20 protein-coding genes are annotated in these 19,563 nt (G+C 39.0%); 4 read left to right on the top strand and 16 right to left on the bottom strand.

Annotation, left to right across the window (positions count from 1 at the left end; translation table 11 throughout):
- Positions 1 to 3: 3 nt before the first annotated feature.
- Entirely contained in the window at positions 4 to 912 is a 909-nt protein-coding gene (locus ACJ5H0_RS03535; RefSeq protein WP_411247272.1) for a helix-turn-helix domain-containing protein, read from the top strand.
- Here the strand turns inward: ACJ5H0_RS03535 and ACJ5H0_RS03530 are convergent, their stop codons facing one another.
- Entirely contained in the window at positions 913 to 1,089 is a 177-nt protein-coding gene (locus ACJ5H0_RS03530; RefSeq protein WP_411247269.1) for a hypothetical protein, read from the bottom strand.
- Between the two features lie 31 nt (positions 1,090 to 1,120).
- Positions 1,121 to 1,705 (bottom strand): hypothetical protein, encoded by a 585-nt coding sequence (locus ACJ5H0_RS03525; RefSeq protein ID WP_411247266.1) that lies wholly within the window; start codon positions 1,703 to 1,705, stop codon positions 1,121 to 1,123.
- A gap of 718 nt (positions 1,706 to 2,423) precedes the next feature.
- Between ACJ5H0_RS03525 and ACJ5H0_RS03520 the strand changes: the two genes are divergently transcribed.
- Positions 2,424 to 2,900 carry a DoxX family protein gene (locus ACJ5H0_RS03520; protein ID WP_411247263.1) on the top strand — a complete coding sequence of 159 codons (477 nt, stop codon included), beginning with the start codon at positions 2,424 to 2,426 and terminating at the stop codon, positions 2,898 to 2,900.
- 107 nt (positions 2,901 to 3,007) lie between these two features.
- Complete coding sequence (locus ACJ5H0_RS03515; protein ID WP_411247261.1) at positions 3,008 to 3,796, top strand: PhzF family phenazine biosynthesis protein; 789 nt, start codon at positions 3,008 to 3,010, stop codon at positions 3,794 to 3,796.
- Positions 3,797 to 3,884: 88 nt separating this feature from the next.
- Here ACJ5H0_RS03515 and ACJ5H0_RS03510 read toward each other — a convergent pair whose 3' ends face one another.
- From ACJ5H0_RS03510 to ACJ5H0_RS03445, 14 genes are all read right to left on the bottom strand, one after another.
- On the bottom strand, positions 3,885 to 4,217 hold the full coding sequence (locus ACJ5H0_RS03510) for a TSUP family transporter (RefSeq protein WP_411247258.1): 333 nt from the start codon (positions 4,215 to 4,217) through the stop codon (positions 3,885 to 3,887).
- A 10-nt stretch (positions 4,218 to 4,227) separates the two neighbouring features.
- A complete protein-coding gene (locus tag ACJ5H0_RS03505; protein ID WP_411247255.1) occupies positions 4,228 to 4,662 on the bottom strand; it encodes a sulfite exporter TauE/SafE family protein in 435 nt (144 codons plus the stop codon).
- A 19-nt stretch (positions 4,663 to 4,681) separates the two neighbouring features.
- On the bottom strand, positions 4,682 to 5,404 hold the full coding sequence (locus tag ACJ5H0_RS03500) for a precorrin-2 dehydrogenase/sirohydrochlorin ferrochelatase family protein (protein WP_411247252.1): 723 nt from the start codon (positions 5,402 to 5,404) through the stop codon (positions 4,682 to 4,684).
- Positions 5,405 to 5,408: 4 nt separating this feature from the next.
- The gene (locus ACJ5H0_RS03495) at positions 5,409 to 8,285 is read right to left on the bottom strand and encodes a TonB-dependent receptor (protein WP_411247249.1); all 2,877 of its coding nucleotides are present in this window, start codon (positions 8,283 to 8,285) and stop codon (positions 5,409 to 5,411) included.
- A 234-nt stretch (positions 8,286 to 8,519) separates the two neighbouring features.
- The gene (locus ACJ5H0_RS03490) at positions 8,520 to 10,193 is read right to left on the bottom strand and encodes an NADPH-dependent assimilatory sulfite reductase hemoprotein subunit (RefSeq protein WP_411247246.1); all 1,674 of its coding nucleotides are present in this window, start codon (positions 10,191 to 10,193) and stop codon (positions 8,520 to 8,522) included.
- Positions 10,194 to 10,232: 39 nt separating this feature from the next.
- Entirely contained in the window at positions 10,233 to 11,246 is a 1,014-nt protein-coding gene (locus tag ACJ5H0_RS03485; RefSeq protein ID WP_411248057.1) for a diflavin oxidoreductase, read from the bottom strand.
- A gap of 161 nt (positions 11,247 to 11,407) precedes the next feature.
- Positions 11,408 to 11,944, bottom strand: a complete 537-nt coding sequence (locus ACJ5H0_RS03480; protein ID WP_411247244.1) for a flavodoxin domain-containing protein — start codon at positions 11,942 to 11,944, stop codon at positions 11,408 to 11,410.
- Complete coding sequence (gene cobA / locus ACJ5H0_RS03475) at positions 11,934 to 12,779, bottom strand: uroporphyrinogen-III C-methyltransferase (protein ID WP_411247242.1); 846 nt, start codon at positions 12,777 to 12,779, stop codon at positions 11,934 to 11,936. Before cobA ends, ACJ5H0_RS03480 begins: the two co-directional genes overlap by 11 nt.
- A 26-nt stretch (positions 12,780 to 12,805) precedes the next feature.
- On the bottom strand, positions 12,806 to 13,717 hold the full coding sequence (gene cysK, locus ACJ5H0_RS03470; RefSeq protein WP_345988207.1) for a cysteine synthase A: 912 nt from the start codon (positions 13,715 to 13,717) through the stop codon (positions 12,806 to 12,808).
- 27 nt (positions 13,718 to 13,744) lie between these two features.
- Positions 13,745 to 14,575 carry a serine O-acetyltransferase EpsC gene (epsC, locus tag ACJ5H0_RS03465; RefSeq protein WP_411247238.1) on the bottom strand — a complete coding sequence of 277 codons (831 nt, stop codon included), beginning with the start codon at positions 14,573 to 14,575 and terminating at the stop codon, positions 13,745 to 13,747.
- A 3-nt stretch (positions 14,576 to 14,578) separates the two neighbouring features.
- Complete coding sequence (locus ACJ5H0_RS03460) at positions 14,579 to 15,817, bottom strand: sulfate adenylyltransferase subunit 1 (protein ID WP_411247236.1); 1,239 nt, start codon at positions 15,815 to 15,817, stop codon at positions 14,579 to 14,581.
- 54 nt (positions 15,818 to 15,871) lie between these two features.
- Positions 15,872 to 16,780, bottom strand: coding sequence for a sulfate adenylyltransferase subunit CysD (gene cysD, locus ACJ5H0_RS03455; RefSeq protein WP_172282547.1), 909 nt, complete (start codon positions 16,778 to 16,780; stop codon positions 15,872 to 15,874).
- A gap of 11 nt (positions 16,781 to 16,791) precedes the next feature.
- The gene (locus tag ACJ5H0_RS03450) at positions 16,792 to 17,505 is read right to left on the bottom strand and encodes a phosphoadenylyl-sulfate reductase (protein ID WP_345988214.1); all 714 of its coding nucleotides are present in this window, start codon (positions 17,503 to 17,505) and stop codon (positions 16,792 to 16,794) included.
- A 69-nt stretch (positions 17,506 to 17,574) separates the two neighbouring features.
- A complete protein-coding gene (locus tag ACJ5H0_RS03445; RefSeq protein ID WP_411247233.1) occupies positions 17,575 to 18,003 on the bottom strand; it encodes an RrF2 family transcriptional regulator in 429 nt (142 codons plus the stop codon).
- 230 nt (positions 18,004 to 18,233) lie between these two features.
- On the opposite strand from ACJ5H0_RS03445, the gene ACJ5H0_RS03440 reads away from it, so the two are divergent.
- Positions 18,234 to 19,562, top strand: coding sequence for a hypothetical protein (locus tag ACJ5H0_RS03440; protein WP_411247230.1), 1,329 nt, complete (start codon positions 18,234 to 18,236; stop codon positions 19,560 to 19,562).
- Position 19,563: the final 1 nt, after the last annotated feature.

The raw sequence follows: 19,563 nt of genomic DNA, 5'->3' as shown, positions 1-19,563 counted from the left end.
ACGATGAAAACTCCTGAAAAAGTATCTTCTATTACAGCAATGCATCATTATCTGAAGCTTAAAAAACCTACGAATCCATTGATCAGTGTTTTTGATTTTAATGAAGTGTCTGTGTCTCCGGATACCATTCTGAGTGCTATTACAACGGAATTTTACGTTATTGCGATTAAAAGTGATTGTGCGGGAAGATTCAAATACGGTCAGCAATATTATGATTTTGAAGATGGAATCATGTACTTTATTGCTCCCCATCAGGTGGTGCAGTTTGAAGATATTCTGCTTTCTGACGTTAAAGGAAGTGTATTGGTGATTCACCCGGATTTTTTGCAGGGCTATCCTATTGCTTCTTCCATAAAGGATTACGGCTATTTTTCCTATTCTGCCAATGAGGCTTTACACCTTTCCGAAAAAGAAGAAAATTCTGTTACGGAAATTATCGCCAATATACGGAGGGAAACGGAAAATAATATGGATGTTTTTACCCAGGATTTACTGATCTCCAATATTGACCTGCTTTTGAAATACTGTGATCGTTTTTATAACCGTCAGTTTTTAACCAGAAAGAAAGTAAATAATGATCTCTTGACGCAATTGGAAACACTGCTTGATGAGCAGTTTAAAAATGACAGCCTCATCATCAATGGAATTCCGTCCGTACAATTTATAGCAAACGAATTGCATATCAGTCCTAATTATCTCAGCGATATGTTGCGTGTCCATACGGGACAAACAACACAGCAGCATATCCAGAACCGGCTGATTGCAAAAGCTAAAGAATTGTTGTCTACCACTTCAATGTCGGTTTCGGAAATTGCCTATCATCTTGGTTTTGAGCATTCGCAGTCTTTTCACCGTTTGTTTAAGAACAGGACTTCGCTTTCTCCACTTGAATTCCGGCAGACTTTTAACTGATTATTCTTTTGCGGCCTCTTTTTCCAGTTCTTCCTGGAATACAATCAGGGCTTTTGTCGTTCCGGATTTTAAGCTTCCGTTCTTTTCTCCCTCATCCCAGGTTTTAAAAGCTTTTTCTTTTAATCCTAATGTATAATAATAGCTTCCCAGAACCGTATACCCTTCAGGCTCTCCCATGTTTATTATTTTCTTTGACAGGGCAATTAATTCAGGATGAGGTTGTATTTTTTTTTGAGGCGATTTTCTCCGGTTTGGTCAAAAGCCCGGGAGTATACTTCATCATTTTGAGCCCAAAAAGATTCATGCAGGCCTTTGCTAATCCTTTATTACAAAGTTCTTCATTCACTTCATCGGTTTTTCCTGAAAACAGGGCTTCAAAATCCAGATCTGAACCTGAAGGACTTTTTGTCTTATCATAGTATTCTGCTAAAAGCCGGGCTTTGTTTTGAGCCTCCAGAGGACTCTTTCTGTTATTGACTTCGGAGCTGTCTTTTTTCTGAACCCAGACGCCTTTTTCAACCCAATTAGAAATCCCGAGCAGTTTTCCTTTTTTAATTTTAAAGATGAAAATGCTTTTATCAGGATAAATAATTAAACTGTCATTTCTTGTAAAATAATCTCCATAATCCATATCACCTATCGAAACTTTTCCGTTTCCATCGAAGTTAAAACTGCTGTAAAGTGTATCGTCACTGCTTGCTTTGTAATATCCCTGAAGGGAATTGTCGGCATTTTGTGCCGAAAGAATATAGCTTGATAAAAAACATAGTATCGACAGGATGCATCTTTTCATGGTGTCTAATATTTTGGTGTGATTTTTCTTTGTGCAAAACTATTAAATAAAAAACAGTTATAATAATTGATAAATATCACATCTGTAGTGAATGGATGTAAGGAATTTCACCCGTAAATATTTTATTACCTTTGTCTGGTGTAAGGAAGTGCTTATGGTGAAACAAATCGGTTTATGGCATTATATAAAGGTATTGAGTATATTTTTGATGCTTACCCATTTGTTGATCATTCAGTCTGGTACAAATTCTTTTACAGCTCCGACCACTGTCTTTTTTCACATCAAGGAAACTTCCCATAAAGAATGTGATAAAGTTATTCTCAAAGAAAACAATACAACGCCTATTAAATGTAATGGCAATTATTGTTCAGGTTTTTCATCATTGTTTACTGCACCATTTTCATCTTTTACATTCGGTAGATTTGAAAAGGATGTAAAAAACCGGTTCTTTTTATATGATGATCCATCCTACTCTTCTTTTTTTTATTCGATTTGGATTCCCCCAAAAATAACAGCTTAATTTCTGATTGTCTTTGGTCTTATCCAACAATGACAGAACCTTATTATTGCTTACAATAATACTATCCAGGATCTATATGCCGGAATATATGCACATTGCTTTATTCCTTCATAATCTGTGATCTGGATTTCAATAAAATGCAAGGCCGGGATTTCTGTGCCTTCAATAATGTTTAATTAAAATGAATTAAAAAATATAATGAAAACAACCATATCAAACTTTGAAAAAAACAGCAATACCATTTATATTATCTGTAGAATCCTGATAGGGCTGTTCTTTTTTATCGCAGGGTTTAATAAATTATTCCACCCTATTTTCCAGGGATATATGTTCAATACCATCAGCAGTATAGGCTTTCCCTTTCCGGCGTTCACTGCTCATTTTACAGCTTTTTGCGAGTGTGTATTTGGCTTATTTTTAATGTTGGGTTTCTGGACGAGAATAAGTTCTGTTGTTCTGATCATCATAATTCTGGTAGCCTTATTGACACATGATCTGAATTCAATTCCTAAAGAGCTTATTCCGATTAAGCCGGAAACTGGAGTTTATGAAATGGATGCGTTTACCTGGCTGAGTTATTTTCTTTACCTGCCTCAAACCCTTTATTTACTTTTTCTTACCCTGTTCTTATTCCGGGGATGTGTGGGATTTGGGATTGATCTTCGAAAAAAATAAATGCGTAAATATACCTGAAGGTCCATCTGAAAGATATTGCCCCTGTTGGAATACCAAGATGAAAAGAAATTTTTAATTTTGCAGGAAACAAGTTTATATCCGTAATTATGAAATTAGAATTATATCAGATAGATGCATTTACAGATGAGCTTTTCAGAGGAAATCCGGCATGTGTTGTACCATTAAAAGAATGGCTTCCGGATGAAACTCTTCTTAAGATTGCTATGGAAAACGCGGTTGCCGAAACAGCATTTTTTATAGACCTCGGTTCAAGAATACATCTTCGCTGGTTTACCCCTGAAATTGAAATGGATTTATGCGGACATGCAACACTGGCAACGGCCCATTGTCTGATTTCAGTTTTAAACTATAACAGGAATGAAATTATCTTTGAAACAAAAAGTGGCGATTTAAAAGTTACCTACAGGGATGGGCTATATTATCTTGATTTTCCTTCGAGAATGCCTTCCCCGTCCTCTTTACCGGATTTGATTTCAAAATCATTGAATATACAGCCTAAAGAGGTATTTAAATCCAGGGATTATGTTCTGGTATATGATAATGAAGATGATATCAGAAACATCAAAATCGACAGGCAAATCTTTGATCAGATCAATCTGGACCCAGGTGGCGTGATTGTAACTGCAAAAGGTGACCACAGCGATTTTGTTTCAAGATATTTTACTTCGCAGGCAAGTATTCTTGAAGATCCTGTAACAGGCTCGGCTCATTGCTCATTAATTCCTTTCTGGTCTGACAGATTGGGGAAAAAAGATCTTTTTGCAATGCAGCTTTCCGAAAGATTAGGAAAGTTATATTGTGAGGATCAGGGTGATCGGGTGATCATTGCCGGAAAAGCAAAAACGTATGCTGCCGGACATCTGTGGACGGAATGATTTTTATAGGAAGTAATCATTACATCTATATTATTAGCAAAAAAGCTCCCGTGAGGGAGCTTTTTCTGTATAGGTAAAATCCTGGTTGCTAGATTATTGATTTGATAATTGTGGTAAGGCTCATTGCAATAACCACTATTCCTACAACCACAAACATTTTCTTTGTAGGAAGCCTGGAAGTAAGCATTGCTGAAAAAGGGGCAGTAAAAACACCACCCAGTAAAAGTCCAAGCACGATATTCCAATGATGGATACCAATGGTAAAAATAAAAGTAACAGCACTGGTAAGGGTTAGAAGAAACTTAGCAACAGTAGAGCTTCCTACAACATAACGCGGAATTCTTCCTTCTTTGATCAGGGTTCCTGTAACCAACGGCCCCCAACCGCCTCCGGCGAATGAATCTATAAAGCCCCCAACCAATCCAAGAAGCCTAAGGTTGGTTCTTTTTTTTTGTTTTTATACGATCTTTTGTTTTTTCCTTGAAAGCATTCCTAAGAATATTCAGTCCCAAATACAAAGTATAACAAGCGATAATAGGCTTTACGATATGCGCATAATATTCGCCGTAATGGGATAAGGTTAATGCACCGATCACAGAGCCGGCAATGGCCAGCGGAAACAGAACCCAAACCAGTTTTTTATTGACATTTCCCAGTTTATAGTGGCTGAAACTTCCGGCTGCAGTAGTAAATGATTCTGCAGAATGAATGCTTGCGCTTACTACGGGTGGCGGAACATTGAGCAACAAAAGTATAGTGGTGCATATTACTCCGTACCCCATACCCATTGATCCTGCTACAATTTCTGCCAGAAAACCGGTAAGAAGCATCCAGTAAAAAATATGGCCGTCCTTATTAAGGAACACCTGAATGTCATCCGAAAGGTTAAACTGATAAATAATAATTCCTAATACGCCTAAAAGAAGTAAAACTCCGATGACAGCGAGATATATGTTTGCTCTTCTCTGGGCTATTTTGGTAATGTGGATCAGCTTTTCGATTTCCAGATCTGAATTCGAAAAGCTTTTTTTTTCCATCAGCAAGATATTCTGTCGTTACCCGGTTCAGTTCTTTTACTTTATAATTAAAATCTCCCTTTAGCTGGTTACGAATATCCTGCATATTGTCCAGTACCATATCCATTTCATCAGGAATGATTTCGGTAAATGTTTCCCTTAATCTTTTGGCAATGGTTGGCGATTTTCCGTTGGTTGAAATAGCAATTTTCAGACTTCCTTTCCTGACAATGGATCCTAGATAAAAATCGCACAAATCCGGTTTATCCGCAATATTCACCAAGAGATCATGATTCCGTGCCTTTTCCCTGATCTGACCGGCCAGCTCAAGGTCATTTACGGCAATAATCGCAAGATCTGCATTATTAAAATCATTCTCATTATAAGGTCTTTCATGTATCTGTATTTTAGGGAACCGGGCTTGTAAAGCTTTTACTTCCGGAATAATTTCCTTGGCTACCAATTTAATTGAAGTTTCAGGGGAATTACCCAGTACCGATTCCAGCTTTTCAAGGGCAACCCTGCCACCACCGATAATGAGGAGTGACAGCTGCTCCAGCTTTAAAAATATGGGATATAAGGAATTGCTCATTTAATTATAGTTTTAAATCATAGGTAAAAGCCAGATAATACAATCCGCCTATTTCAGGCCCGGCTGCATATTGAAAATAACGCCTGTTAAAAAGGTTGGTAGCTCCAACCTTTACATTGGCATGGATCTCAGGAAGCTTCCATGTTGCCTGTGCATCTATGGTGTAATATGCCGGAATATTCCCCGAGGCCAAAGGACTTTCCCATAAAAACTGATTCTGCCATCTTGCTACGACTGTAAATCCGATATTTTTAATGATCTCCCTGTTTCCTATACTTACATTTACCATCCATTTTGGGGTGTTGAATGAAGTAATGAACAAATCGGATGCATTGTTCGAAGCCAGATCATTGTAAGAAACGTTAGCATTGATATTGTAGTTTTTAATAATATTATATCTGATTCCGAGAGAGGTCCCGTAACTTTTATAAGTACTGTTGCTGTTGGTATATACCCGATAACGATCCTGCTTGCTTCGGTCGGTCATATCTAGCAATGCATTATTGCTTCCCACCTGACCGTTTTTAGGTACGGCCACTTCTACCTGTCCCAGAAAACCTTCGTAGATATTATAATAAAAATCCCAGTCCAGAACCAGTTTACTATTAAAGAAAACCGATTTGTATCCTACCTCAAATGAATTGATCTTTTCAGGTTGTAACTTTTGAAGATTGGCGACGGCTAAAAGATTCTTATTGTCCAGGGCCGCCTGGTTAAGGGTTTTCCCTCCGTCTACATCCGCATTCACAGCAGAAGTAAACTTATCAATTGATGCTAATGTGTAAGAATTTTCGAGATATCCGAGTCCTTCGTTGACCTTTGAAAGTCCTCCGACCCTTCTTACATTTCCGTTGTTGACGAAAGACAATGCTTCAAATAATGAAGGAAACCGGTATCCGTTCTGAAATGATGCTCTGAAGTTGTGCTGGTTTACAGGAGAATAGACAATACTTATCCTCGGATTCACTTTAGCTTCAAATTCAGGATTTCTGTCCACCCTTAAGGCGGCATTAAGTTTTAATTTATCGTCAAAGAAAAGCTTGGTAACCTGGGCGAAAATCCCATATTTCTGATAGATAACATCCTTACCAAATGTTCCGTCGGTTAAAGGGATGTTTCTTTCTTTAACCGGCCTGTTAAAATCTACAAAATTGTTTCCATCGGAAGTAATGCTGTAAAGACGGTAATCGATACCCGCAAGGAGATTGAATATTTTTACAAATCTGCTGAAATCATAGGTTAGCTCCCCTTGATAAAAACGCGATTTTTGCTCCAGTTTTGCTCCTCCGGTTGCAGGTGCTCCTGCCACTCCTCCATTGGCCGAATCCCAGTTATTAATCCCAATAATTGTATTTTTTAATTGTTCAAAAGCCGGGGTTCCCGGGACTACTCTGTTTTTATCGGCTTCCCTTCTGGCAAGAATAAAAGCTTCATTAAGGCTTACACCGGCATTAATACTGTTCTGCAAAGCCGTCTGAAATACATTTCTCCAGTTGCTGTTAGAAAGATTCGTAAGATCAAGATTATCCGCTAATGGTTTCAGATTATAGGAATCTCCTGTATTTTCTATAGAGACATACGCTCTGAATGTAAGCTCCTTACCAGTCAGTTCAACTTTGTGATTCTGCACTGTCGCATTTTGGAGGCGGATTTTATTTCCCCTCTGGAAGGTTCCGTCCAGCAATCCGTACCGGTATACATATGAAGTCTTCCATTGGTCTCCAAAACGGTAATATAATCCCGCATCAAATTTAATGTTCTTTACTTCAGGACTTACAAGGTCTTTTTCAAGATACCCTGTTCTCGATACATTGAATGTGGTAGGTTTGCCATTATAATCTACTTTTACGGCAACCCGGTTGTTTCTTTCATCTCCGTATTTGTTCCAGAGATCCTCTGCAGGGTTATTAGCCAATGAAAAATTGGGATTGGCCGTAATCAATGGATTGGCGTTCTGATCGGTTTGATTATTCGAGATCCAATCGACTCCGCTGAAATAAGAGGCATTAACTTTTACCGCCAGATTTTTATTTAAAACTTTTGCAAACCGTATTGCACTCTCCCCCAGAGAACTTATTTTATGATTAACGTTGTCTACATGATTCACGCCGCCCCGGAAATAAACGCTGAGCCCTTCGGAGGTAAAAGGATCTTTTGTCTGAAGGCTTGCCAGTCCGTTGATGGCATTCATTCCGTAGAGCGCAGACGCTGCACCGGGTGTAACCTCCATAGACTGTATATCCAGCTCTGTAGGTCCGATTGCATTTCCTAAAGGAACACCCAATGTGGCAGATTGTACATCTACCCCATCTACCAGCTGCATAAACCGGAAATTATTGGGAGAATTAAATCCCCTTGAGTTAGGAATTTTTAAAGTAAGGCTGGACGTTAATAGTTGTAACCCTTTTACATTTTCAAGGGTTTCATAAAAAGATGCAGCAGGGCTTTCCCTGATCGCCCGGATATCAATCTTTTCAATAGCTATTGGTGATTTTAAAACTTTTTCCGGAACTCTTGATGCAGAGATGACCACTTCATCAATGATGGCATTCTGCGGATTAAGTTCCACCGCAATTTTATTGGATAGGGATAATATTTCCAACGTTTGGGTGAGAAAACCTTCTTTGCTGATGATCAGCCTGAAAGGTACTTTTACCCTTGTACGTATTTTAAAATTACCCTGTTGATCTGTTAATGAAGTATCCTCAGTGTGTTCAACCTGCACCTTTACGGTACTGATCCCTTTCCGGGTATCGGTATTTTTTATCGTTCCGCTTAACTCTACGAGCTGCTGCTGCGCTTCTGCAAGAGTACAAAATAAGAAGATCAATAGAAATACAGCTGATCTCTGCAGAAAATATCCCTGCTTATTGTTTTTCATTTTTTCATTTTTTAGGTTATGTGAATGAGCCTGTTTAAACTTTTAATAAGGGAGGATTCAGATATGTTTTAAAACAAGCAACATTAAAGTCTTTGTGGCTTGCGATTTAAATAATTTAAACAGTTAATGCTATCATTGATTTAAAATCAACAACACATACACATTCGTTTACCTAAAATAGAATGGTTTTGTTTTTTAGTTTGTTTCTGACGATAAAATGGTTGTGTCATATTTTCAATTTAAGTTTTGTAAATAACGATAGGAGAAATCACCGAAAGTTTCTTCTTCTAGTTTATCTTGTTTGTAAATTCCAAAAAGCTCATCAAGCGTTTCAATGATTTCTTCTTCGCCGATATTCTCTTTGAATTTCGTGTTAAGACGGGTTCCTAAGCGGTCTCCCCCAATGTGAAGGTTGTATTTACCATAAGCAGTACCCACAAAACCGATCTCTGCATTAGGTGATCTTCCGCAACCATTCGGGCAACCTGTCATCCTGATCGTGATATCTTCCTCCAAAAGGCCATATTTTTCGAGTACGGGCTCTATTTTGGTTACCAGGGAAGGCAGATAACGCTGTGCTTCTGCTAAAGCCAGGGAACAGGTATTTAAGGCTACACATGCTACGGAGTTTTTGCGCAATGCGCTGGCTCCGGTTGTATACCCAGAAATACCATATTCTTTCAGGAGACGTTCAATTTCAGGTTTATCAGCTTCTTTAATATCCGCAAGAATAAGGTTTTGGTTACAAGTAAAGCGGAAATTAACCTTGCCGGTTTCTGCAATTTTTAATAAACCTGATTTTAACGGGTAATTATCCGTGTTGAGAACTCTTCCATGTTCAACAAATGCGGTGTAGAACCAATTTCCTTCATGGTTTTGTGTCCAGCCGTAACGGTCTTTTCTTTGTTCAAACTTAAATTCCCTGGCGGGTTCGAAGGCAAAGCCTGTTCTTTTTTCAACCTCCGCTCTGTATCCTTCGATTCCCATTGTATCGATTGTATATTTTAGCCTGGAAAGTTTTCTGTCACTTCTGTTTCCGAAGTCACGCTGTACGGTGATGATTTCATATACCGCCTTTAATACTTTCTCTTCGGTATCCACAAATCCTAATACTGAAGCCAAACGTGCATAGGTGGCCTCATTTCCATGTGTTGCACCCAAGCCTCCTCCTGCTGCAATATTGTAGCCGGAGATTTTATTGTTTTCAATGATAGCGATGAGTGCAATATCATTGATAAATACATCCACATCATTATTAGGTGGAATAGCAATTCCAATTTTCAGTTTTCTTGGAAGATATCTGTCCTGGTACAGAGGATCTTCTTCAACTTTCCTGTCGACTATTAATTCATCATCGATCCAGATATCATAATAGGACTTGGTTTTAGGAAGACACATTTCACTGATTTTACCGGCTAATTCATAAGCTTCCTGATGCAATGGAGACTCCGAAGGATTCGCAGTACAGGTTACATTTCTGTTCACGTCCCCGCAGGCTGCAATGGAATCGAGATGCTGTATATTGAAATTCTGGATCGTGGGTTTTAAATGTGATTTTAAAATGCCGTGCAGCTGAATGGTTTGTCTTGTTGTAATTTTTATTGTGCCTGTAGAGTGATCTTCGGCAATGCCATTCAATCCGATCCATTGTTCCGGGGTTAAAAATCCACCGGGTAGTCTCAGTCTGATCATATATGAATACAACCACTCCAGCTTCTTGCTTACGCGTTCTTCCCTTCTGTCCCTGTCATCCTGCTGGTACATTCCATGGAATTTGATAAGTGTCTGGTCATCTTCTCTTATAGATCCTGTGAAATCATCCGCAAGACTTTCCTTTAACGTACCTCTGAGTCCGTTGCTTCCGGTTTTTATCCTTTCTACCGGCGAAAGGTTATCTTTATTGCTCATTATTATTTTCTTTTAATTGGTGATTATTTCCGGCAGATTTTAATAAACATCTTTCGCGTACCTGCCACTAAGTTCCATTTCCTCGAGATAGCTTACTGCTTCGGTTCTGCTACGTCGTCCTTCATCCTGTATGATATCCAGAAGAGTTTCTTCTACATCACGGCTCATCGGGTCTTTGGTTCCGCAAACGTAGACGGATGCTCCCCCTTCCAGCCAGTAAAATACCTCCTGTGCTTTTTGTTTCAGCTTATGCTGGACATAAATTTTTTCAACAGTATCCCTTGAGAATGCGGTATCCAGATGCGTTAATGTTCCTGTTTTCAGGAAATCGATCAGTTCCGATTGGTAAAGGAAATCTGAAATGAAATTTCTGTCCCCGAAAAATAACCAGTTTCTTCCTTCCGCTCCCGTGGCATCCCGTTCCCAAAGAAACGACCTGAAAGGCGCAATCCCGGTGCCGGGCCCTATCATAATGATATCTTTTTCCGGTTCAGGCAGTTTGAAGTGTCCCGCGTCCTGGATATAAAATTCAAGCTCTTCGCCTTCCTTAAATTGACTTAAATAACCACTGCATAAACCATTTTGCTTCTGGTCATCAATGAAAAATTCTGATTTCGCTACCGTAATATGAATTTCAGTATCACCATGCGCTTCCAGTGAAGAAGAAACAGAATACAGACGTGGGGATTGGCCTGTCAGTATTTTAATAACCTGCTCAAACTCATCAGGTCCCTTTACCGGATAGATCCTTAGAAGATCCAAAAGACCTAAACGGACATCCGGAATTGAATGACCTGTGATCTTGGCATATTGTGCAACGACAGACTTTAATAAATAACTTATATTAAGGTGTTTATGTAAAAGCTCCTGCACGCTGGCTGTAAGCTTTGTAGTTTGTATCTGCTTTTGGGAATTGATTCCGGTAAGCCGGATGATCTCGTCCACTGCTTCCTGTGAATTAAAAGGCATAATCCCTAAAGCTGCACCCGGTTGATAACTAAGGGTTTCTTCGGTTTCAATCTCAATATGATAGGTTTCTTTTTCTGAAGTGATATCGTTGAGGTTGATGATTGCAGATATTTTTCCCTTATATTTTCTTCGGCCGGAAGGTTGTTTTGGAGCTGAAGCATTTTTTTAAGCTTCCTTCTGATGCTTTTTGTACAGCTTCAAAAACATGTTCTATCCAGGTTCCGGCTTCGCTTTCATAATCAATATCACATTTTTTTTAAAGGAACAATACGTTTTGCTCCCAATAGCTCAAAACGGTAATCCACGTCTTCTCCTGTTTTACAGAATAAAGGATAACTGCTGTCTCCCAATGCCAGAACCCCGAACTTAAGATTGCTGAGATTGATTTCATTTTCATGGATATAATCATAGAATTTTTTTGCCAGAACAGGTGGATCTCCTTCTCCTTGCGTACTGATGATCACAAAGAAATAATCTTCTTTACCAAGGTCTTTAGGCTTATATTGGGAGAGATCGGCTAATTTGACCTGAATTCCTTTTTTCTTGATAATCCCTGCAAGTCCTGTTGCCAGCTTTTTACTGTTTCCCGTTTCCGTACCGTATGCCAGGGTTATTTTCCTTGTAGTGATGGGATCTGGCTGGTCTGTATGGATAGGTGGTAGCGTAGCCGTCAAAGGAGTTCCTGCAAGACCGGCTAAATATCCGCTTGCCCATATGGTTTCGTCCCTGGAGAACTCCCCGGATATTTGTTTAAGGACATTTAATTTTGTTTCAGACAGCATATTCGAAAAAGTTTTGAGTTTTTTGTATTAGGCTTCCATTTTCAACCGATTTAAAATAGAGACCTTCTTCTGCTGCATTTTCCAGCCACGAGAACTCTTCATGCAGATTCACGATCTTGCCGATAATCACCAGTGACGGTGAGGCAAATGTTTTACCTTTAAAATTATTTTTAAAGTCATCAAAAGAAGAAGTATATACCTTTTGATAAGGTGTTGTGGCCTGCTCAACGACAGCTATTTTTTTCTCATCCGAAATGTTCAGCCTGATGAACTTCTCAACCAGACCGGCAAGATTACCTTTGGACATATAAAAGACAAGAGTGTCGTCGGTCCCGGCCAGTTCCTTCCAGTATTCATCAGTAAGAATTTCAGATTTATAATAGGTTAAGAAACGGACTGATGTGGCGTATCCTCTGGCTGTTAAAGGCATGCCTGCATAGGCTGCTGCTCCTAAAGCTGCAGTGATACCAGGGATGATTTCATATGGAATATGATTTTCTCTTAAAGTCTGGAGTTCATCCAGGATATTAGAAAATACAGATACATCTCCTCCTTTAAGCCGTACGACGGTTTTGTTCTGGCGAGCATAATCTACCATTAGAGAATTAATGACCGATTGAGGGGTAGAAGCATTTTTACTGCATTCTTTACCTACATATATTATTTCTGCGTTTTTACTGACATAAGTCTCTAAAATTTCAGGACTTACAAGTCGGTCACACATAATAACATCTGCTTCAGCAATAATTTTTACTGCTTTTACAGTGATCAGATCAGGGTTGCCGGGTCCTGCACCGATAAGATATACCTTGGGTGCTTTGATACTTGTATTCATTTAAAATCGGTTTTTAGTTAAAGGATTTAGAAGAGTCCTTCAATCGAAAGATACCTTTCTCCGGTATCATAATTTACGGTAAGAATTTTTGCTCCGGGTTGTATTTCAGGGAGATGTTTTGCAATCGCTGCCAATGCAGCACCTGTTGAAATTCCTACAAAAAGTCCTTCCTGTTTTGCTGCTTTCAGTGTATATTCAAATGCCTCTTCCTTACCTACAGTAATGACGCCATCCAGAAGTGTTATATCCAATATGGAAGGAACAAATCCTGCTCCCAGTCCCTGCAAAGGATGAGGTGCGGGACTTCCGCCGCTCAATACGGGAGACAGCTCTGGTTCTACAGCAATTACCCTGATATTGGGAAAGGTTTCTTTTAAAACTTTAGCAATTCCAGTGATATGTCCTCCTGTACCCACTCCTGTGATTACATAATCCAGTCCGTCGGGAAAGTCCTTTATAATTTCCTGTGCCGTAGTTTCGGTATGTACTTTTACGTTGGCAGGGTTATCGAATTGTTTCGGAATCCATGAGTTCTGGATTTCCTCTGCCAGTTCGTTAGCCTTTTCAATAGCACCTTTCATTCCTTTTTCCCTTGGAGTGAGCACGAACTCAGCACCGTAGGTTTCCATAATCTTGCGGCGTTCTATACTCATGCTCTCGGGCATTACGAGAATAAGTTTATATCCTTTAACTGCAGCAACAAGCGCAAGTCCTATTCCTGTATTGCCACTGGTTGGCTCTATAATGGTAGTATCTTTATTTAATAATCCTTTTGCTTCTGCATCTTCGATCATTGCTAATGCAATTCTGTCTTTGATACTTCCACCGGGATTGCTTTTTTCCAGTTTGATCCAGACTTCATGATCTGAATTAAAAAGTTTATTAATCTTTACGACTGGCGTATTTCCAATCGTTTCTAATGCGTTCTGAAATTTCATACCAATACAATTTTTATTTTTCTCTTTTTATATGACGAAGTTCAGCGACTCCGGTAATGTGTTGTTATCTTTTATTCTTATTTCCCCTTTATTATACACCAGGGAATTAGACGGAACGCTTTGAGTGATCCATACGTTTCCACCGATAATGCTTTCCCTGCCTATTGTTGTATTTCCGCCGAGGATAGTCGCTCCGGAATATATAATAACATGGTCTTCAATATTCGGATGTCTTTTTTGGTTGGCTTTTTCCTTCGAAACATTCAAAGCTCCCAAGGTTACCCCCTGATAGATCTTCACATGGTTTCCAATGATGGCTGTTTCCCCGATCACGATTCCTGTTCCGTGATCAATAAAAAAATGTTCCCCGATCACCGCTCCAGGATGGATGTCGATCCCTGTTTTGCTGTGGGCATATTCAGAAATGAAACGCGGTAAAATTCTTACTTCCTGTTTCCATAACTGATGAGAGATTCTGTAGACATACGTAGCAAAATATCCTGGATAAGCAAGAAGTATTTCTTCAGGAGAATCCGCAGCGGGATCAAACTCAAGTATAGAACGGGCATCCTTGATGAGGTGATCATAAATTCCCGGGAGTGCATCAAAAAAGCTATCCGTCTGTACTTCTGCAATTTCCTCATCACCGGTTATGCTGTTGATCAGGCAAAACAGTTCGCCATATAATCTGGCAAAATTTTCTTCCAACTGATCTTTTATCTCTTCTTTTCCAGGAAGAAAAAGAACTTCGTACAGGGTCGTAACAAAATTTTTGGCTTTTGCTTTATTAAAAAAAACATGGCCGCTATTTTGTTTATTGTCCCGGATTCTATCGATTAAATTACTAAATGCTGTCATTTTTTATTGAATTATGCATGCTGCCACCGTAGAATTAGATGTTTCATCCACCAAAATTGCAGATCCGGTTCTTTTGTTATTAATAAAACTATCGTAAGCAAGAGGTTGTGCTGTTCTCAGGGTAACCTTAACGATCTCATTCAGCTTTATCTCCCCATCAGCCTGTTCCTGTACCAGCGTATTGACATTGATCTTATAGTCTACTGCTTTTACTACTGTTTTTACAAGTCTGCTATTCTGTTGTAACAGGTATTTATTACCGGGCTGTAATGATTTCTGGTCGAGCCAGCATAAGAGTACTTCCAGATCTTTTTCTATAATGGGAAGCTGTTCTTCGGTCGCAAAAAGATCACCTCTCCCAATATCCAGATCATCAGCAATGTGAATGACGGCAGGTTGTCCTTCAAAGGCTTCTTCAACTTCTTTTCCATTAATTTCAATTGCTGTGATTTCACTTGATGAAACAGCCGGAAATATCTGGATTTTGTCCCCTTTTTGAAATTTCCCACTTAATATCTGTCCTGCATATCCCCTGTAATCATGTAATTCCTCTGTCTGTGGACGAATTACATACTGTACCTGGAAACGGCTTCCACTATTCAATTCTTCATCAAGGGTTACCTGTTCCAGGTATTCCAGAAGAGCGTTTCCCTTATACCATTCCGTTTTAGAAGATAAGCTTACAATATTATCTCCTTTCAGTGCTGAAATGGGAAAATAGCTTACGTCATGTAAGTCCAGATTATCGGCAATCTTGGAATAATCGGATTTAATGCTTTCAAAAACTTCTTCCGAATAATCGACCATATCCATTTTATTAATGGCTACAACTACTTTTTTCAGCTTGAGTAATGAAGCGATGATAGAATGTCTTCTTGTTTGTTCAATGACTCCTTTACGTGCATCAATAAGGATGACCATCAGATCCGAATTGGAAGCTCCGGTGATCATATTCCGGGTATATTGCACATGGCCGGGAGCATCGGCTATAATAAATTTTCTTTTAGCTGTTGAAAAGTACCTGTAAGCGACGTCAATGGTAATTCCCTGCTCTCTTTCAGAACGTAAACCATCCGTTAAAAGCGCCAGGTCCACTCCATCTTCATTTTTATTTTTAGAATGTTTTTCAAGGACTTCCAACTGATCCTGTAAAATACTTTTGCTATCGTACAACAGTCTTCCGATAAGGGTACTTTTACCGTCATCAACACTTCCTGCTGTTATAAATCTTAAAATATCCATATCTGTTAGTTATAAATGATCAATGATTAGTGATAAATGATAGATGATACACGATTAAAAGTAGCCTCCTTTTTTTCTATCTTCCATAGCGGCTTCTGTTACACGGTCGTCGATCCTTGTTTCTCCACGTTCGGAAATGCGGGTTGCAACAATTTCTTCGATCACTGCATCTATGGTTACAGCATGAGATTCAACCGCTGCGGTACAGGTCATATCGCCTACCGTACGATACCGTATTTTTTTTGTAGTAATAAAATCGTGGCTTTCTAAGGAAGCATGTTCCGAATTGGCAATCCATTGTCCGTTAAAATCTACCACCTCCCTGTCATGCGAAAAGTAAATTGATGGCAATTCAATTTTTTCTCTTCGGATATAATTCCAGACATCAAGTTCGGTCCAGTTGCTGATCGGAAAAATTCTTACATTTTCTCCCTTATGAATTTTTCCATTGAAGATATTCCATAGTTCGGGACGCTGGAGTTTAGGATCCCATTGTCCGAATTCATCACGCACAGAAAAAATTCTTTCCTTCGCCCTAGCTTTTTCTTCATCTCTGCGGGCACCTCCTATGCAGGCATCAAATTCAAATTCTTCAATGGTATCCAGTAAAGTATAGGTTTGCAGCCAATTCCTGCTTGGAAATTTACCTTTAGGTTCTGTAAGGCTTTTAGCTTTTATCGTATCTTCTACTTTTCTTACAACAAGGTCCACTTCCAGCTCTTTCACCAGCTGATCCCTGAAATTAAGGACCTCCGGAAAGTTATGTCCGGTATCCACATGAACAAATGTAAAAGGGATCTTCCCATGACGAAATGCTTTTGAAGCAAGATGAGCCAGAACAATACTGTCTTTTCCTCCACTGAACAGCAATGCGGGCCGCTCAAACTGTCCCGCGACCTCCCTTAAGATATAAATAGACTCAGATTCTAACTGGTCGAGATAATTTAAATGATATTTTGACATATTTTTTTTCTTTATTTATGGATATGTAAACCGCATTCTTTTTTACTGGCATCTTCCCACCACCAGCGGCCTGCCCTGAAATCTTCACCTTCTTTTACAGCTCTTGTACAGGGCTCACAGCCAATGCTGACGAATCCTTTTTTATGCAGATGATTATAGGGTAAGTGGTTCGTCTGAACATACTCCAGGACCTGGTCTGAAGTCCAGTGAAGCAATGGATGGAATTTGATGATCCTGTTATCTTCGTCCCATTCCAATTGCGGCATATTTTGTCTGTTGACAGAATGTTCGGATCTCAATCCTGTTATCCATACTTTATAACCCTGCAATGCCTTTTTCAAAGGGTGTACTTTACGGATTGTACAGCATGCCTTCCTCTGCTCCACCGATTGATAAAATGAGTCCGGTCCGTTTTGTGAAACAAACTCTCTTATTTCTTCCGTATCGGGATAATAGGCTTTGATGTTCTTTTTAAAGAAAGCCCTGCTGGCTGTCCATGTTTCATAGGTTTGTTCAAAGAGCCTCCCGGTATCCAACGTGAAAATATCAATATCAAGATTTTTTATCAGGTGAGTGATTATTTGATCTTCGTAGCTGAAGCTTGTTGAAAAAATAACCTCACCCGGAAACCTTTCTGCAAGTAATTGTAGAAACTCAGTATTAACAGCATGGTCAGAGACTTCTTCAAGCAGTTTTTCGAATTCTTTTTTCAGATTATTTTCCATTTGAGATTGAAATTATTCCTGCAAATATATATAATCCTATTAATCCTACCAAATTAGTAGTATTTAAAATTAAAAAAAAACTAATTTTTTTTTCATAAACGTAGTCAGAGTGGCCTCCATCATGCTTTTTCTTGTTTTTTCCCTTACGATAATAAATTCATTTCTTAGATAGCAGGTTTCTTCATCCACACAATCATCACAGGGTTCATAAAAGTTTAAGGAAACACATGGCGCCAATGCAATAGGACCGTCGAAAATCCTGTAAATATCAGCGAGAGAAACTTCGTCAGGAGATTTCAGTAAATAATATCCTCCTGTTTTTCCCTGTTTGCTGTTCACCAGTTTTACCCTCTTCAGCTCTAAAAGAATTTGTTCTAAAAATTTTCTGGGAATATGCTCATCTTGTGCTATAACAGACGTAGGCAGAAAGCCCTGATTGTAATTTCTTGCTAACCTGACCATTGCTTTTAAAGCATATTTGCAACGTTTGGACATCATAATGACTGCAAGTTATAACATTTTCTTTTATTAATGAAATGTTTTTCAGGTGGGAATATATAGCCATTTTGTAAAATTGTCGATTGGCCACCCGTCAGGACAGTAATTATTTATTCTGAAGAGATCTTGAAAAGCTGCATAGAGAACTTTTTTCATAGTACATATTAAGTTTTAAAAGACCCCTACTCGCTTTAAGATTAACCTGTTATCTTTATGATCAAACTATTGATATGAGACAAAGATTAGAGTTCTTAAGTATTTTAATGGTACTTATTTTTCTGGTTGGCTGCCAGCAATCCCTTCAAAATAGAGTGTCTTCCAAGAAAGGAACGATAACAAAAAAGATCATATATACTGCATCTTTATATCCAAGCTATAATGCTAATTATGTGCCTCCTGTGGGATTGAAACCTTTTGAGCTGAGTCAGGACTATCCTAAAGAATTGGTTTTAGAAAATTATCCCTGGCAAAGTATTGATTTCACCAAAAATCCTCAGCTTTACATGCATAAGGTTTTATACTATTGTCTGGAAGGTAATACAGACGTGGATTTCAGAGGTCAGGAAAACCGGATCAGAAAATGGTACCATGCACCCTGGCTTCACGATGATGAAAAATATGCAGGTACTGACTATATAGGAAATGGTCGGGAATATATCCATGGCATGACAAGAGAATTTGCAACCCCAAAATACAAACTGCACGATCTTCAGGATGTTGAGCTGGAAAACTGGGCAGTCGGTATGTATAATTCTCCGGGAGGATATACGTTAGGGCAAGTCTGGCCGGGAGCAAAACAAAGTCCTGATCCCGGGAAATCCCATTTCCCCGAAGGAACGGTAAGTTTTAAGTTGTTGTTTACAGATGCCGATACCAAAAAGCTTCCCTTCCTGAACAATACGCTTGAATGGAAAGCAAATATTTATTTGTGCAATCCCAATGCCGAGTGTGTCAACAAAAAAAGAATTGATCGTACTGTTCGGTTACTGCAGATCGATATTGCTGTAAAAGATCGTAGAGCTTTAAAAACGGGCTGGGTATACGGCACGTTTATGTATGACGGATCAGGGAAAGGAAAAACAGTCTGGGAGAGAATGGTTCCGGTAGGATTAAGTTGGGGGAATGATTCGGGTGTGGTGAAGGATCTTAACCGGGATGGTGCATTTATCAACCGGGAATTAACGGAATCATTTATTAATCCTGCATTGATCGGGTCGAAAGAAAATTATTATGCTGCTTTTCTCAAATATCATGGATTGGGTGGAAGGCTTAATGGTCCGATTGATAATCCTGTCTCATCCTGTATCTCTTGTCACGGAAATGCAGCAGTTAATGATAGAGGCGTTACTTTGCCTCTTGGTGATTTTAAAAGTTCTACAACACGGCAGAATTATTCCCAGGAATCATTCAGGCAATTTTTTAAAGATATTGCGCCGGGTGCAAATGGGATCAGCTACAAAGGAGAAAATTATGTAACCACCGATTATTCCTTGCAGATTTCAACAGGGATTAGAAATTACTATGCAAATAAGAAATCTCTGAGTGGGAATGAGAAGTGAG

This window comes from Chryseobacterium proteolyticum (assembly GCF_046591535.1).
In the GTDB taxonomy this organism is placed as follows: domain Bacteria; phylum Bacteroidota; class Bacteroidia; order Flavobacteriales; family Weeksellaceae; genus Chryseobacterium; species Chryseobacterium proteolyticum.
This window is presented reverse-complemented; position numbering and strand designations above follow the sequence as displayed.

Excerpts from the sequence above, each read along its gene's own strand:
- ACJ5H0_RS03535 (WP_411247272.1), top strand. The coding sequence starts at position 4 with ATGAAAACTCCTGAAAAAGTATCTTCTATTACAGCAATGCATCATTAT.
- ACJ5H0_RS03530 (WP_411247269.1), bottom strand. The coding sequence starts at position 1,089 with ATGGGAGAGCCTGAAGGGTATACGGTTCTGGGAAGCTATTATTATACA.
- ACJ5H0_RS03525 (WP_411247266.1), bottom strand. The coding sequence starts at position 1,705 with ATGAAAAGATGCATCCTGTCGATACTATGTTTTTTATCAAGCTATATT.
- ACJ5H0_RS03520 (WP_411247263.1), top strand. The coding sequence starts at position 2,424 with ATGAAAACAACCATATCAAACTTTGAAAAAAACAGCAATACCATTTAT.
- ACJ5H0_RS03515 (WP_411247261.1), top strand. The coding sequence starts at position 3,008 with ATGAAATTAGAATTATATCAGATAGATGCATTTACAGATGAGCTTTTC.
- ACJ5H0_RS03500 (WP_411247252.1), bottom strand. The coding sequence starts at position 5,404 with ATGAGCAATTCCTTATATCCCATATTTTTAAAGCTGGAGCAGCTGTCA.
- ACJ5H0_RS03495 (WP_411247249.1), bottom strand. The coding sequence starts at position 8,285 with ATGAAAAACAATAAGCAGGGATATTTTCTGCAGAGATCAGCTGTATTT.
- ACJ5H0_RS03490 (WP_411247246.1), bottom strand. The coding sequence starts at position 10,193 with ATGAGCAATAAAGATAACCTTTCGCCGGTAGAAAGGATAAAAACCGGA.
- ACJ5H0_RS03480 (WP_411247244.1), bottom strand. The coding sequence starts at position 11,944 with ATGCTGTCTGAAACAAAATTAAATGTCCTTAAACAAATATCCGGGGAG.
- cobA (WP_411247242.1), bottom strand. The coding sequence starts at position 12,779 with ATGAATACAAGTATCAAAGCACCCAAGGTATATCTTATCGGTGCAGGA.
- cysK (WP_345988207.1), bottom strand. The coding sequence starts at position 13,717 with ATGAAATTTCAGAACGCATTAGAAACGATTGGAAATACGCCAGTCGTA.
- epsC (WP_411247238.1), bottom strand. The coding sequence starts at position 14,575 with ATGACAGCATTTAGTAATTTAATCGATAGAATCCGGGACAATAAACAA.
- ACJ5H0_RS03460 (WP_411247236.1), bottom strand. The coding sequence starts at position 15,817 with ATGGATATTTTAAGATTTATAACAGCAGGAAGTGTTGATGACGGTAAA.
- cysD (WP_172282547.1), bottom strand. The coding sequence starts at position 16,780 with ATGTCAAAATATCATTTAAATTATCTCGACCAGTTAGAATCTGAGTCT.
- ACJ5H0_RS03450 (WP_345988214.1), bottom strand. The coding sequence starts at position 17,505 with ATGGAAAATAATCTGAAAAAAGAATTCGAAAAACTGCTTGAAGAAGTC.
- ACJ5H0_RS03445 (WP_411247233.1), bottom strand. The coding sequence starts at position 18,003 with ATGATGTCCAAACGTTGCAAATATGCTTTAAAAGCAATGGTCAGGTTA.
- ACJ5H0_RS03440 (WP_411247230.1), top strand. The coding sequence starts at position 18,234 with ATGAGACAAAGATTAGAGTTCTTAAGTATTTTAATGGTACTTATTTTT.